Annotated in this window: 11 protein-coding genes, 1 tRNA gene and 1 rRNA gene; all 13 read left to right on the top strand. The window is 42.9% G+C overall.

What is annotated here, in order from left to right; genetic code table 11:
• Positions 1-101, top strand: a 5S ribosomal RNA gene (rrf, locus tag IEW05_RS25140); the annotation flags it as partial.
• Positions 102-172: 71 nt separating this feature from the next.
• A tRNA-Pro gene (locus tag IEW05_RS25135) sits at positions 173-246 on the top strand.
• Between the two features lie 1,314 nt (positions 247-1,560).
• Positions 1,561-2,649: a multiple monosaccharide ABC transporter substrate-binding protein gene (gene chvE, locus IEW05_RS25130; protein ID WP_188542611.1), complete on the top strand. Its 1,089-nt coding sequence runs from the start codon at positions 1,561-1,563 to the stop codon at positions 2,647-2,649.
• A gap of 98 nt (positions 2,650-2,747) precedes the next feature.
• Positions 2,748-4,277, top strand: coding sequence for a multiple monosaccharide ABC transporter ATP-binding protein (mmsA, locus tag IEW05_RS25125; RefSeq protein ID WP_188542610.1), 1,530 nt, complete (start codon positions 2,748-2,750; stop codon positions 4,275-4,277).
• Positions 4,278-4,283: 6 nt separating this feature from the next.
• Positions 4,284-5,450: a multiple monosaccharide ABC transporter permease gene (mmsB, locus tag IEW05_RS25120; protein ID WP_188542609.1), complete on the top strand. Its 1,167-nt coding sequence runs from the start codon at positions 4,284-4,286 to the stop codon at positions 5,448-5,450.
• Positions 5,451-5,621: 171 nt separating this feature from the next.
• A complete protein-coding gene (locus IEW05_RS25115) occupies positions 5,622-6,629 on the top strand; it encodes a substrate-binding domain-containing protein (RefSeq protein ID WP_188542608.1) in 1,008 nt (335 codons plus the stop codon).
• Positions 6,630-6,666: 37 nt separating this feature from the next.
• Positions 6,667-8,490 carry a cache domain-containing sensor histidine kinase gene (locus IEW05_RS25110; RefSeq protein WP_188542607.1) on the top strand — a complete coding sequence of 608 codons (1,824 nt, stop codon included), beginning with the start codon at positions 6,667-6,669 and terminating at the stop codon, positions 8,488-8,490.
• A 4-nt stretch (positions 8,491-8,494) separates the two neighbouring features.
• Positions 8,495-9,700, top strand: a complete 1,206-nt coding sequence (locus tag IEW05_RS25105; protein WP_188542606.1) for a response regulator — start codon at positions 8,495-8,497, stop codon at positions 9,698-9,700.
• A 301-nt stretch (positions 9,701-10,001) separates the two neighbouring features.
• On the top strand, positions 10,002-10,460 hold the full coding sequence (locus IEW05_RS25100) for a CtsR family transcriptional regulator (RefSeq protein ID WP_188542605.1): 459 nt from the start codon (positions 10,002-10,004) through the stop codon (positions 10,458-10,460).
• A gap of 38 nt (positions 10,461-10,498) precedes the next feature.
• A complete protein-coding gene (gene mcsA / locus IEW05_RS25095) occupies positions 10,499-11,023 on the top strand; it encodes a protein-arginine kinase activator protein McsA (protein WP_188542604.1) in 525 nt (174 codons plus the stop codon).
• A gap of 12 nt (positions 11,024-11,035) precedes the next feature.
• Positions 11,036-12,094: a protein-arginine kinase McsB gene (mcsB, locus tag IEW05_RS25090; RefSeq protein ID WP_188542603.1), complete on the top strand. Its 1,059-nt coding sequence runs from the start codon at positions 11,036-11,038 to the stop codon at positions 12,092-12,094.
• Between the two features lie 76 nt (positions 12,095-12,170).
• Positions 12,171-14,615, top strand: coding sequence for an ATP-dependent protease ATP-binding subunit ClpC (clpC, locus tag IEW05_RS25085; RefSeq protein WP_188542602.1), 2,445 nt, complete (start codon positions 12,171-12,173; stop codon positions 14,613-14,615).
• 217 nt (positions 14,616-14,832) lie between these two features.
• Complete coding sequence (gene radA / locus IEW05_RS25080) at positions 14,833-16,200, top strand: DNA repair protein RadA (RefSeq protein WP_188542601.1); 1,368 nt, start codon at positions 14,833-14,835, stop codon at positions 16,198-16,200.
• Positions 16,201-16,208: the final 8 nt, after the last annotated feature.

The following is a 16,208-nucleotide window of genomic DNA, read 5'->3' as shown; positions in this document are numbered from 1 at the left end:
GAGGGGTTCCACACGTACCCATCCCGAACACGACCGTTAAGCCCTCCAGCGCCGATGGTACTTGGACCGCAGGGTCCTGGGAGAGTAGGACGCCGCCAAGCAAAATACCACTATCGTGGTATTTTTTTTGCTCAGTATCTGAGCAAAAGTAACAATTTTATGTATGTACTGTCGGGACGTAGCTCAGCTTGGTAGAGCACCTGGTTTGGGACCAGGGGGTCGCATGTTCAAATCGTGTCGTCCCGATCAGAAGAAATGTGAAGAAGGTGTCCACAAAAGTATTTACTTTTGTGGACACCTTCTTCATCTTCAGTTAATTGACTGACTTTCATAAAATATTAAAATGAATTCCTCATTCATATAGCCACGATTATTAATCCATCTGAACTAAACTCTAATATACTTCATGATTCCTTGCTCGTCAGACTTCCTCGTATACGCTCCTTCTGTTGTGGGTAACTTTTTTGATAATTTTGCTTATGCACAGAAAAGTAGATATATATTTACAAAGTAGGAATAATTCAGTCCAAACTCGTAAAAATAAAAGGTTATCCCCTTGTGGATAATATTAATTACAAGAAAATCTATGTATTTATCCTCCTCATCCACATTTTCATGCACAGTATCCACGGATTGTTCACAACCATAGACAGAATAATAAATTTATATCCACAGATTAACAAAGTCAAAGTACAACGTTGGATGAGTATGTATTGCAACTGATGCTCTAGTGGTGGATGAATACTAATGAAATAACACTGATTTCGCTAAATCTCCCCAAAACAATGACTTTATTTGTTTTACTTGCACTTTATACATCTACAAATCAAAGTTTATTTCAAAGATGAAATTAGCTGCAGAAACTACAGGTAATCGTAATCACAGTACAATGTTGAAGAGAAAGCTTTAGGGACATAATAAGTCCCGGTTGAGACATTCCCCCTTTGAGCAGATTACATAAGCTAGATATGGAATGGGTGGAGCGATGTAAGGACAAGATTGGCGAAAAATGGCGTGTTTCATCGTTTTTAACTGTAGAAACTACATCTATTTCGACCAAAACAATGACCTTATTCGTTTTAATTGTACAAACTGCACTTATTGATTGGAGAAACCTCTTCCTAGCGAGCTTTCATACAATTTAATTGCACTTTATACATCTACATAGCAATGTTTACTCCAAGAGATGAATTTAGATGTAGAAACTACAACTAACATCCCCATCAGGTAATCATAATCCCCGTATAATGTTGAAGTGAATGTCTCCAGGAACGTCAGACGTCCAAGGTCGGAGTACTATTCCTTCTTCGGCCCTGACTACGATATGATTTTTTACCCTAACCTACCCACCTACCCAAAGTCCATGCTCCGACGAGCCTTAGAAGTAATTCTAGAGGCTCGTTTTTCTTTGTTGGTACAAGATAGCATACCCGCCGTCGTACATTACTTTGAATATTTATAAAAACAAGTTGAATACGTCAAAAGACTTGGGGTGTATCCTTCTCGTAAGATAGAGATAGAAACACCAAATAGTATTTTGAAAAGGGGCGTATAGAACTTATGAGAAAGGGATTATCGTTCTTTATTGTAACCGCTTTAATATTGGTCCTGGCAGCATGTGGGAGTAGTGGAGGAAATGAAGGCAAGGGCAGCAGTGGGGAGAATGGGACGATCGGGATTTCTATGCCATCCAAAACACTGGAACGCTGGGTGAACGACGGATCTAATATGAAAAAAGAATTTGAAGGTATCGGCTATGGAGTTGATTTGCAGTATGCGGAAGACGTCATAGAGAATCAAGTATCCCAGATCGAGAACATGATTACCAAAGGCGTGAAGGTAATTGTCATCGCCCCGATCGATGGAGAATCCTTGACGGATGTTTTAGATAAAGCGGCTGCAGCAAAAATCGAAGTTATCGCTTACGACCGACTAATTAAGAAAAGCAAGCATGTAAGCTTCTACGCAACTTTTGATAATTTTAAAGTAGGTGTGCTTCAAGCAACCTATATCGAAAGCAAGTTAGGATTAAAAGATGGGAAGGGACCTTTTAACATTGAGTTATTCGGTGGTTCTCCGGATGATAATAATGCGTATTTCTTCTATGATGGTGCGATGTCCGTATTGCAGCCATACATCGATAGTGGGAAGTTGGTCGTTCGAAGCGGCCAAACTACGATGGATAAGATCGCTATAATGCGTTGGGATGGCGCTACCGCACAAGCGCGGATGGATAACTTGTTAAGCGCAAATTATTCAGATGAGCATGTAGATGCCGTTCTCGCACCAAATGATGCGATCAGCATAGGAGTTATCTCCTCTTTGAAAGGTGTGGGATATGGTTCCGCGAATATGCCAATGCCGATTACTAGTGGTCAGGATGCAGAGCTTGCTTCCATAAAGTCCATCATAGCAGGGGAGCAAACTTCCACCGTATTTAAGGATACTCGCGCATTAGCAAAGAAAGTCGTATCCATGGTTCAGAGCATCATGAAGGGTGAAGAAGCGGAAGTAAATGATACAACGACATATGACAATGGTGAAAAGGTGGTTCCTTCTTATCTATTAGAGCCGGTTATTGTAGACAAAGATAACTATAAGGAAATTTTGATCGACTCAGGTTATTACACTGAAGATCAATTGAAATAACAATTAGCACCTTAGAATTGATGATTTAGTGGCGGCCACAGAGTGGGCTGTCGCTAAATCATTTATTACGATATTTTCCGAAAGCGGGGTGTAACCCAATGACGGCGACTATTTTGGAAATGAAAAATATCACAAAGACCTTTCCAGGTGTCAAGGCGTTGGAACACGTGAATCTACAAGTTAAAGAGGGCGAGATTCATGCGCTCATGGGTGAGAATGGCGCAGGCAAATCGACATTGATGAAGGTGTTAAGCGGCGTTTATGCTCACGGCTCCTACGAGGGCGATATTTTGTTCAAAGGGGAAATCTGCGAGTTCAGGGGAATCAAACAGAGTGAAAATAAAGGGATCGTAATTATCCACCAGGAGCTAGCGTTAGTTCCTCAATTAACGATTGCAGAGAATATATTTCTTGGAAACGAGCAATCAAGGAAAGGCATCATCAACTGGAACGAAACGATTGTCAGAACCAGAGAGCTGCTGGAAGTAGTTGGTCTGTACGAGTCGCCGAATACACCGATTTCGGAAATTGGTGTGGGCAAACAACAGCTGGTGGAAATCGCCAAGGCGCTTTCCAAGCAGGTGAAGCTGCTCATATTGGATGAGCCGACGGCAGCGCTAAATGAGGATGATAGTGAGAACCTGTTAAAGCTGTTGGTGGAGTTTAAAAAACAAGGAATAACCTCAGTTCTAATTTCCCATAAGTTGAATGAGATTACGAAAGTAGCCGATTCAATCACTATTTTGCGAGATGGCAAATCGATTGAGACATTGGATATGAAAAAGGATAGCATCACGGAAGATCGGATTATTAAAGGAATGGTTGGTCGGGAACTTACCAATCGATACCCTAAGCATGAGCCTATTCTGGGCGAGACATTTTTTGAGGTCAAGGATTGGAATGTATATCATCCTACATTAGCGGATCGCAAAGTAATCGATAACTGCAATTTAACCATACGACGAGGGGAAATCGTAGGAATCGCTGGATTAATGGGTTCGGGTAGAACAGAGTTGGCGATGAGTTTATTCGGGCAATCCTATGGACGGCGGATCAGCGGACAGATTCATAAAGATGGGAAGCAACTTCAGTTGGCGAGTATTACGCAGGCAATCCAAGAGGGGATCGCCTATGTAACGGAAGATCGTAAGGAATATGGCTTAATTCTGGATGAAGACATTAAGCGGAATACCACGCTGGCTGCCATGAACAAAATTTCTAAATGGTTTGTAATCGATGATAACAGTGAGATTGTCGTGGCAGAACAATTTCGGAAAAAACTAAATATTAAGGCTCCTAACATACTCCAAAAAACGGGTAATTTAAGCGGTGGTAATCAGCAAAAGGTTGTGCTTAGTAAATGGATATTCTCCGAGCCCGATTTGCTCATATTGGATGAACCAACTCGTGGTATCGACGTAGGTGCAAAATATGAAATTCACTCGATTATCAATGAGTTAGCCGATACAGGGAAAGGAATTATGATGATTTCTTCAGAATTGCCAGAACTACTTGGTATGTGTGATCGGATTTACGTGATGTGCGAAGGAAGATTTACTGGGGAAATAGATAGAGCGAATGCATCACAGGAAGCATTAATGAAATTGATGACCAAAAGTAGGGGGTAATACAAGATGGGCAACATAACTAAACTGCTTCGCAATAATGTACGGCAATATGGAATGTTTCTAGTACTTATACTAATCATGGTGTTATTTCAAATCCTTTCGGACGGCACACTACTTAAGCCCCTTAATATTACAAATTTAGTACTGCAAAACAGCTATATTTTGATTTTAGTTATTGGAATGCTATTGGTTATCATTACAGGACATATCGACCTGTCAGTTGGGTCAATTGCAGCATTCATTGGAGCTATGTCCGCAATCATGATGGTTAATTATCATATTCCGTTTCCACTAGCCATCGTATTGTGTCTGCTCCTTGGTGCGTTAATCGGCGCGTGGCAAGGCTTTTGGGTAGCGACGGTTGGCATCCCGTCTTTCATCGTGACCTTGGCAGGGATGCTATTGTTTCGCGGACTTACCATGGTAACACTTGGGGGCCAATCGATTGGGCCGTTTCCAGACACATTCCGCAAAATCAGCTCAGGATTCATTCCGGATATTCCAGGCGAGTGGAATGTTCATATGTTGACCTTGCTCTTGGGTGGTCTACTTTCGTTATTGTTCCTCTTTATGGAGTGGAGGGCGCGTATTACACAAACACGATATAAATTTGAAGTACTGTCCCTTCCTTTATTTATCGGCAAAGTAGCCCTTATTGTGATCGTTATTAATTTGTTTACCTTTGTATTGTCTGCATACAACGGAATTCCTAATGTTCTTGTTATCTTGTTCGCCTTAGTCGCGTTATACACATTTATCATGCGAAAGACGGTAATGGGTCGGCATATTTATGCAGTTGGGGGAAATGAGAAGGCAGCCAGACTTTCGGGGGTCAAAACGAAAAAAATGACCTTCTGGGTATTTGTAAACATGGGTGTTATGGCTGCCCTTGCAGGATTGATATTCACTGCACGTTTGAACGCAGCTACGCCTAAGGCTGGTGTTAACTTTGAGCTTGATGCGATTGCAGCTTGTTTCATAGGTGGTGCATCTGCTGCGGGTGGCGTTGGTACAGTAATTGGTGCGATTATCGGCGGCCTTGTTATGGGCGTCATGAATAACGGGATGTCCCTGATCGGACTCGGCATCGATTATCAGCAAGGAATCAAAGGCTTAGTTTTGCTTCTTGCAGTGGGATTTGATATCTATAATAAAAATAAAACAACAGCTTAATAAACTACTTCCATGAAATCCATGTCACCGTACCGGCGATCATCTACTTGATTGTGGGTGCGGTTTTTAACTTTCGACAAAGATAGCGCTTTATTTTTGTTGAAAAAGTATAATGATGTAGGGTTGGATATATACGACTCGACCACTTTGTATGCCACTGGAGGGGAAGTGTTGAAGAAATTAGTTATTCTTTATTTTGTTCTTATTAGTCTATTTTTGATTTATTTATATTCAGCGTATTCTCGGGGTGCAACTGATCCAATGGATTCGGCCGTTGGTTTGCGGGGGGAATCAGACGAGAAATACGTCATGGTGAACTATTTAACAGGTAATGAATATTGGAAGAATTGTTTGAAAGGTTTTGAAGATGCGGCAGAGGCACTAGGTGTATCGGTAGAATATCGAGGTGCCACACAATATGATGAACACGAAGAAGTCACGGTGCTCGAGCAGGTCATTGCCAAGAAACCAGCAGGGATTGTTCTGTCGGCGATCAATTCAGAGGCATTGATCAACGTGATAGATAAAGCAGTCTCTTCGGGTATTCCCGTCGTATTATACGATTCAAATGTTCCCAACAGTAAGGCGTATTCGTTCCTGGGCACGAATAATTTTGAAGCCGGAGTAGCGGCAGCACATAAGATGGGGGAGCTTGTTGGGCAGAGAGGTACCGTGGTGATCCTTACCCAGAAAAATCAATTGAATCAGCAACAACGTGTTAATGGATTCATTGAAACGCTTGAAGAACAATATCCCCAACTAAAGGTTATTGAAGTAGTTGAAGACAAAGGGGATCAAGTGGTTTCCGAGAGCAAGACGGGGGCATTATTACTGAAGTATCCAGACCTGCAAGGAATATTCGTAACTGAAGCTGTCGGTGGCATGGGTGTGGGGAATGCATTAATTAACAACAATCGCACGGATATAGAAGTTATTAGCTTCGATACCAATAAAGGTACACTTGATATGGTGAAGGACGGCGTTATTTCCGCCACGATGGCTCAAGGTACCTGGAACATGGGCTACTGGTCATTGATGCAGTTATTTCATCTGAAAAATGCATTGGTTGAACCTGTTGCGGACTGGCAGCAAGCTCAGGTACCTCCACTCCCAACCTATATTGATACCGGTATATCGGTCGTCACGAAGTCCAATGTCGAACATTTCTACGCAAAATAATACCTCATTTGTCGTTTGGTATTGGAGGTGAACAAACATGCGAACCAAATGGCTCCAGTTCGATAACTGGTCTATTCGCGACAAGTTGATACTGCATATTTTGTTAATAAGTATATTTCCTGCCTTATGTCTAGGACTGTTAATCTCATGGGTAACTAGCTCCACGATCGAAGAGCAAGTGAATGGTCAGACCTCGCAATTGATTGGCAACGTGAACAAATCTCTTGATTATCATGCTAGCAATATGCAGAACGTATCTTATTTAATATCTTTTAATCCGGAGATCGGTAAATTTTTTGCTAACGGTGCTGGTGCCTTTTCAGGAGAGCAGGAACGCTATAATACATTAAAGTTCCTTCAAGGCTTTACTACACTGCATTCCGAGATAGCGGGAATCATGATTGTTAATAACAATGGAGAATACATGAGCAACGAGATGTATGCCCGCTCAAGTCGAAATTTGACTAGTGAGAACTGGTACCAAGAGGCAGTCACGGCTAAGGGCATCTTCAAACTGATCGGACATCCCGTTAAAAGAAATGTAACGAGTCATGCCAACTATAAGGATGAAGAAGTTGTTTCTTTCGTGCGCGCAGTACTTGATCCAGAGACTCAAGCAGTACAGGGAGTGGTGCTTATCGATTTCAAATCGCGATTGATTGCTGAGATGGTTCGCGATGTGAGATTGGGTAAATCAGGGTATCTCATGGTTATTGACGACAAAGGTGACATGCTCTATGCGCCTAAAAATTCAATCGCGGATCAACTAGACCGAACGCGAATTTTAGCAGACACCGTGGGTGATTTTACAGAAAAAATAGATGATAAACCATTCCAATATATTTTTCAAAAGTCTTCTTTTACCGGTTGGACAACTGTAGGTGTATTTCCAATGCAAGAAACTGTGCAGGGAGTTCACGAGATTAATTTATATATTGTATCCTTTGTGTTCCTAGTCAGTATGCTGGGAATTGCGGCATCTTATTACTTGTCCTATTCGATATCTAGACCGATTTCTCAATTATCATCATTTATGCATAAAGTTGAAAGTGGAAATATGAGTATTCGATATAATGGCAAGCGCCGAGATGAAGTTGGAATGCTCGGGCACAGCTTCAACCAAATGCTTGCCCAAATAAAACGTTTACTTAGACAGGTAAGTGAGGAGCAACGCTTGAAGCGGGAAGCTGAACTACGAAGCTTGCAGGCTCATATCCAACCTCATTTTCTGTACAATACGCTGGATACGATCCAATGGTTGGCTAGAAAAGATGGTGCTTATGAGGCGACGGAAGTAGTGGAATCCTTGTCCCGTCTGTTTCGAATAGGACTTAGTAGGGGGAAGGAGATGATACCTCTCTCGGACGAATTCGAGCATATTCGTAGCTATCTAATGATCCAGAAGACACGCTATAAAGACAAGTTGAATTATGAAATTGATATAGAACCGAGCTTGATGAATCTGTTCGTGCTCAAGCTAATTTTGCAGCCGGTTGTGGAAAATGCAATCTATCATGGTATTAAGGAGCGCCGTGGACCTGGCCTCATATCAATTCGAGCAGTAGCAGATCAAGATATGGTTGTAATTACGATTGAAGATACTGGAAAAGGAATGGACGAGGACAAATTGAATAGCCTTCGCATGCAACTGGAGCAGGTTGGTCATTTAGATTATACACAGCCCATCCCCCAGGAAAAAGCGGAGGAAGACAACGGGGGTTCTAATAGCTATGGACTTAGGAATGTACAGGAGCGCATCCATTTAAGTTACGGTGCACCCTATGGAATTACAATTGAAAGTGTGATAAAGGTAGGGACTACCGTTACGATTCGTCATCCTATTATGCACCGAGAGGAGTAGAAGCATGGAGCAGAAGTGGAAAGTGATCATAGCTGATGATGAGTTCATTATTCGGGAAGGAATCAGAAGTTCGGTAGATTGGGACAGATTGAATCTGCAGGTGGTCGCTGAAGCAGAAGATGGAGAAGAAGCCCTGGAGTTGGCACTCCGTGAACAAGTGAATATCCTCATTGTGGATCTTAGCATGCCAATTATGGATGGTCTTACTCTGATCAGTGAGCTTCGCGAGCAGCTTCCTAACTGTAAAATAATCATAATTACGGGTCATGATGAATTTGCATACGCTAAAAGAGCGATCAAGCTCAAGGTAGACGATTACATTCTAAAGCCTGTAAATCCGGGACAGTTAATGGAGGTGCTTGCGGCAATCGCCAGGAGACTGGATTTGGATGCTACAAACGAAAAGATACTTGATATAGCTTCTAAACAGATCGATAAGAATGTATCGTTACTTCGCGAGCGGTTTTGCTTGGAATGGATTGAGGGAGATATTAGCGAAGATGAGATCGCTGGGCAATTAGCTTTCCTCCAAATGCCAGAGCAAACGCCTGAGTTGGTTGGAGTTATCCGTTGGCCGGAACAGTCCAAAGGAAAGGTGTTTTTATCTGAGAAGGATCGGCAACTGCTGCTGTTCGCGATTGAGAACGTAATTGAAGAGCTGATTGAAGCCGAAAATTATGTTCACTTCCGCGATCAAACTGGGATGATCGTCGTATTGGTTTGGGGGTGCAAGGATAGCATGATTGGTACCCGTATTGCGGAAGCTTGCCAGAAATATTTGAACTTGTCTGTACTCGTTAGCTTCCAGTTAAATGACGAGAATAATGATTTGCCAGATCTGTACACCGCAGCGAAGACAATGGTAAATCGGGAAGCGCGAATGTCCGACTTTGTTAGAAGAGCGCGGGATATTATTGAGGAGAGGTACAACGACCCCGAATTGACACTAGAGGGAGTAGCAGATGAACTGGGCGTATCGTCAGTCTATTTGAGCCGAATTTTCAAGCAAGAGTCAGGTCAATCTTTTATTGGTATGCTAACGCATGTTCGAATCAAAATGGCGATACGCATGCTCGCAGGGACGAAATTAACGATGCATGAAATTGCTGAAAAAACAGGTTATGATACTCAGCATTATTTCAGTACTTCTTTTAAAAAAGTGGTTGGAGTACCCCCTAATCATTATCGGAAAAGCATTATTGAAGGTTAATCTCACGTAACTCAAGTATTCAAACCCGCCCGAGAACACTTCATATTGGAGTGTTCTTTTGCAATTGAGGATACTATTGAAGATACTTCCCACTTGGAATCGGAATATTTTGTGCACAGCAGGTCACACTGAATTGTAGAGGTAAAACCTCTTGGCAAACAAAGAAATTATGTTATAATAAAAACAAGGTCAAAGAAAGTCAAAGTCAACAACCGGTAAATTATCTTGCCAAATGGATAATATATACCGGATATTTTCGTAAAAAATATCGGCTTGATGTTTGAGCAATGGAGGATGAGTGATGCGTAATATCTCCGATATTATTGAAAAATATCTCAAGAGTATTCTGCATGAAAGTCCAGAGGGAACGATAGAAATTCAGCGTAACGATCTGGCCGACCAGTTCTCTTGTGTGCCGTCTCAAATCAATTATGTCATCAGTACACGTTTTACGCTGGAAAAAGGCTATTTGGTTGAGAGCAAAAGGGGTGGTGGTGGTTATGTTCGTATCCGTCGGATCGAATTACCGGGTCCCACTACGCTGCATACCCACTTGCATCATACAATAGGTGATGAGATGGGGCAGACCGCAGCAGAAGGTTTGATATATCAGCTTGTGGAATCAAGGTTCTTAAGTAGCCGTGAAGCGGCCCTTATGCGAGCAGCTATATCAAGAGAAGTGCTAATGGTCCAGCTTCCCTATCGTGACCAGATCAGGGCAAGAATCATGAAGGCAATGCTGATCTCTTTGTTAGGCTAAGGAGTCCAACGATCCATCTAATGAAGGAGGGATACCCGATGCAATGTCAAGAATGCGGGAAACGTCCCGCGACACTGCACTTTACCAAAATTGTGAATGGGGAAAAAACAGAATTTCGTATTTGTGAAACCTGCGCAAGGGAGAAGGGTGAGATTATCCCAGGTACAACAGGTGGGTTTTCCATTCATAATTTGCTGTCTGGTTTTTTGGATTTCAACCCTGGAAGTCATAGTCACAACCCAAGTGCTAAAATACCTGAAAATCTACGTTGTGAAGAGTGTGGATTAACTTATTCACAATTTAGCAAAATTGGTCGCTTTGGATGTAGTTCATGTTATAAATATTTTAATGATCGATTAGACCCTTTATTTAAGCGGGTTCATGGGAATACAGTTCATGTAGGTAAAGTACCAAAACGGGCAGGAAATCATATTCAAGTAAAACGTAAGCTTGATGAGCTTCGTCAGAAATTGCAGGAGCGGATTCTTCAGGAAGAGTTCGAAGAGGCCGCTAGGCTGCGGGATGAGATTCGCGAGCTTGAGAAGACACTTTCCGCAGAGTAGGAGGAATAAGCGATGCCAAATCTCCGGTTTACAGAACAACCACTCAGTAAGTGGATGAGCAGTGGGGGTAAGGATTCCGATATTGTCATTAGCAGCCGGGTTCGGATTGCAAGAAACCTGCTCTATGCACCGTTTCCAATGTTGGCTACAAGTGAGCAGTCAGAAGATGTTCTTAAACGACTTGAAGATGTGCTAGATGACGAACGAATACAAGCCTTTGGTAAGCTATATCCTATTCTTCTTGAGGATTTGGACGATTTAGATAAAAAGATTCTGGTTGAGAAGCATTTGATTAGTCCTAGTCTCGCCAACGAATCAAAAAGCGGAGCTGTCTTTATAAGCGAAGACGAAAGCTTGAGCATTATGGTGAACGAGGAAGACCATTTACGAATTCAATGTCTATATCCCGGCTTTCAGGTACAGGAGGCATGGGAAAAAGCAACCTCGGTGGATGATATTTTTGAAGACCATGTGGATTATGCATTTGATGATAATCGTGGATTCCTTACCAGCTGCCCAACGAATGTTGGTACTGGGCTAAGAGCTTCCGTAATGATGCACTTGCCTGCGCTTGTGTTAACAGGTCAGATTAATCGCATCCTTTCGGCGGTATCTCAGGTTGGACTTACGGTCCGTGGGATTTATGGCGAAGGTAGCGAAGCCATGGGAAACTTGTTTCAAATTTCAAATCAGATTACACTAGGACAAAGTGAAGACGAGATTATTGAAAACTTATACAGTGTTGTTCTGCAGATCATTGATCATGAGAAGGCTGCGAGAGAGACATTGTTGAAGGAATCACACCTTAGAATGATGGATCGTGTGATGCGGTCTTACGGGATTTTATCTCATGCAGCCATAATGGAATCAAAAGAAGCGGCTCAACGTCTGTCTGATGTTCGTCTTGGTGTAGATTTGGGATTGATTGATTCGTTATCACCTCAAGTGCTTAATGAATTGAATGTGATGACACAACCAGGTTTTCTGCAAAAAATATATAGTGAGAACATGTCACCTGGAGAGCGGGATATGTATCGTGCCATGCTTATTCGTGACAAAATGGGTAAATAACGAAGAGGAACATCAGGGAGTATGCTTTTTGTTGTCCTAACGTAAGCAATAGAATAATCATGGAGGTGTAGGGGATATGATGTTTGGAAGATTTACAGAACGTGCGCAGAAGGTGTTGGCACTTGCTCAGGAAGAGGCTGTAAGACTAGGGCATAATAATATAGGTACTGAGCATATTTTACTCGGACTGATCCGTGAAGGAGAAGGTATTGCTGCTAAAGCTTTGATCGGTCTTGGTCTTGGATTAGAGAAAATTCAAGATGAAGTTGAAACACTGATCGGCCGCGGACAAGAGCAACCTACCAATATCGCTTATACACCACGTGCTAAGAAAGTTATTGAACTGTCAATGGATGAAGCTCGAAAACTTGGCCATACCTATGTCGGAACAGAGCATATCTTGCTTGGATTAATTCGTGAAGGTGAAGGTGTAGCTGCGCGTGTACTAAATAATTTGGGGATTAGCCTTAACAAGGCGCGTCAACAGGTGCTACAACTATTGGGGAGCAGTGAAGCCGTATCTAGCCACCATGGAACACCAGCAAATATAAATACACCTACTCTTGATAGCCTAGCACGTGATTTGACGGTAACTGCCAAAGAAGGGAACTTGGACCCGGTTATCGGAAGAAGTAAAGAGATCGAACGAGTTATCCAAGTTCTTAGCCGTCGGACGAAGAATAATCCAGTTCTAATTGGTGAACCAGGCGTTGGTAAAACAGCGATTGCCGAAGGGTTGGCTCAGAAGATCATTAATAATGAAATTCCTGAGACACTTCGTGATAAAAGAGTAATGACACTCGATATGGGATCTGTCGTAGCGGGTACGAAATACCGCGGCGAATTTGAAGACCGTTTGAAGAAGATTATGGATGAAATTAGACAAGCGGGAAATATTATTCTCTTTATCGATGAATTGCACACATTGATTGGGGCTGGTGGAGCTGAAGGTGCTATTGATGCTTCCAACATTCTGAAACCAGCACTTGCACGTGGTGAGCTACAGTGCATCGGGGCTACAACTTTGGATGAATATCGCAAATACATTGAGAAAGATGCGGCTTTAGAACGTCGTTTCCAACCCATTACTGTCGATCAACCATCTGTTGAAGAAGCGATTCAAATTTTACATGGTCTTCGTGATCGGTATGAAGCTCATCACCGTGTGAAGATTACCGATGAAGCTATTGATCAAGCGGTTAAACTGTCCGACCGATACATCCCGGATCGTTTCTTACCGGATAAAGCGATCGACTTAATTGATGAAGCTGGATCCAAAGTAAGGCTGAACTCCTATACGGTACCACCCAACTTGAAGCAACTGGAAAGTCGTCTTGAAGACATCCGTAAAGAGAAGGACTCGGCTGTACAGAGTCAAGAGTTCGAGAAAGCGGCAGCACTCCGCGATACAGAACAAAAGATTCGTGAAGAGCTTGATGTTACGAAGAATCAATGGAAAGAACAACAAGGACGCACGGATTCAGAAGTTACACCAGATGATATCGCCCAAATCGTGGCGAGCTGGACTGGAATTCCTGTTAGCAAGCTGAAAGAAGAAGAAACTGATCGTCTGCTTAATATGGAGCATATTTTGCACGAACGTGTCATTGGCCAAGAGGAAGCAGTCAAAGCGGTAAGCCGGGCTATTCGCCGGGCACGTGCCGGACTCAAAGATCCGAAACGTCCAATGGGATCCTTTATCTTCTTAGGCCCAACAGGGGTTGGTAAGACTGAACTTGCGAGAGCATTGGCTGAAGCCATGTTCGGCGATGAGAATGCTGTTATTCGTATCGATATGTCCGAATATATGGAGAAGCATTCCACATCTCGTCTCGTAGGAGCTCCTCCGGGGTATGTTGGCTACGAAGAAGGTGGACAATTGACCGAAAAGGTACGCCGCAAACCTTACTCCGTTGTGTTGCTTGATGAAATCGAGAAGGCACATCCAGAAGTATTCAACATCTTGTTGCAGGTGCTGGAAGATGGTCGCTTGACGGACTCCAAAGGCCGTGTCGTTGACTTCCGTAACACTTTGATTATCCTGACGTCCAACGTTGGTGCAGAGGCAATCAAGCGTAATACGAGACTCGGATTCACTGCGGTGGAAGATGCTAAGGGAGATTATGATAGCATGAAGGGCAAGGTGATGGAAGAGCTGAAGAAGAGCTTCCGTCCAGAGTTCCTTAACCGGATTGATGAAACCATCGTCTTCCATTCACTTGGAGAAGAACATATCAGTCAAATCGTCAACTTGATGTCCGAAGAGCTCCGTAAACGTCTGCATGAATACGAAGTGGACTTTATTCTCACAGACAAAGCCAAAGTATTTCTATCCAAGGAAGGCTTCGATCCGGCTTATGGTGCGCGTCCATTGCGTCGTGCTATTCAGAAGCATATCGAGGACCGCTTGTCTGAGGAACTACTGACCGGCAATGTGAAGAAGGGTGATTTATTGACGATTGATGAAGACAATGGTGCATTAACCGTCGAAAAAACTGGAGCTTTCTCCAAAAACGCTTAATATTATCACAAATAATACCGATTACAATAAGGATGGCTTCCCTAAGGATTACCTTGGGGAATGCTATCCTTTTCTAATATTTATTCTTTGATATTCCCATCCAGAGTTCTGAAAAAACTTTACGATAAATCTGAAACAATGGTAAACTTTGATTGTCACCTTTTGTGGCGGGACCTGCAAAGTTTGTCAAATTTTGCAGTGTGATAAGGAGAGATAAATGGTTAAAGTAAAACACAAGTTTCTTTGCGGCGAATGTGGTTATGAATCGCCGAAATGGTATGGAAAGTGCCCGGGATGTGGTGCGTGGAACTCCATGGTGGAAGAAACAGAAAAAGTGGTCAAAACACAAGGTATTTCCACAGGCTTATTTCATACGAAAGAAAAACCTCTTTCGATCATAAATATAGAGAGTGACAAAGAACCACGAATTCAAACCGGTATTGAGGAGCTCAATCGAGTACTTGGTGGAGGAGTCGTTCCTGGTTCTTTGGTTTTAGTAGGGGGAGATCCCGGTATTGGGAAATCAACACTATTATTACAGACATCCCACGAAATGGCCCGTATCGGACTAAAAGTTCTCTATATCTCAGGGGAAGAATCCATTCGTCAGACCAAGCTTCGTGCAGAAAGATTGGGTGCACTTTCTCCCGAGCTGTATGTGCTCTGTGAGAGCAGTATGGATTCAATTGAAGAGGCGATCGATAGTCTAAAGCCAGATTTTCTAGTCATTGACTCCATTCAGACGGTATATCTGCCTGAAGTGACCAGTGCACCTGGCAGCGTATCTCAAGTTCGTGAATGTACGGCAAGGTTTATGCGGATTGCCAAGGGACAAGGGATTGCCACGGTATTAGTAGGACACGTTACTAAAGAGGGTGCTATTGCAGGACCGCGTCTATTGGAGCACATGGTCGATTGTGTCCTTTATTTTGAAGGAGAACGACACCATTCTTATAGGTTGCTACGTGCTGTGAAGAATCGATTTGGCTCGACGAATGAAATTGGCATTTTTGAAATGAATGAATCGGGTTTAGTTGAAGTGCCCAACCCTTCCGAGTTATTCTTGTCAGAGCGGCCACTTGGCGTAGCGGGTTCAACCGTAGTTGCCAGTATGGAAGGGACTCGTCCAATGCTTGTAGAATTACAGGCGTTGATTGCATCCACCCATTTTCCTTCTCCAAGAAGAATGGCTACGGGGGTTGATCATCATAGGATGGGCCTGATCATTGCCGTTTTGGAGAAGCGAATGGGGATGTATCTTCAAAACCAGGATGCCTATGTTAATTTGGCCGGCGGGGTAAAATTAGATGAACCAGCGGTTGATTTGGCCATTGCCGTGAGCATCGCCTCGAGCTTTCGTGATATACCGACCAAGCCGTATGATGTTATCTTTGGAGAAGTGGGATTAACCGGTGAGGTCAGGGCGGTATCAAGGGCAGAGCAGAGAGTGAAAGAAGCTGCTAAACTGGGCTTCAAAAGAGTGATCCTTCCGGATAAAAGCTTAAAGGGGTGGAAGGCACCCAAAGGAATTCAATTAATAGGTGTAAATACCGTTACAGAGGCGCTAGCTGTTGCGTTAGATTAGGGGGCACA

This window comes from Paenibacillus segetis (assembly GCF_014639155.1).
Lineage (GTDB): Bacteria > Bacillota > Bacilli > Paenibacillales > Paenibacillaceae > Fontibacillus > Fontibacillus segetis.
The sequence above is the reverse complement of the archived record's forward strand: the minus strand, read 5'-3'. Positions and strand labels throughout refer to the sequence as shown.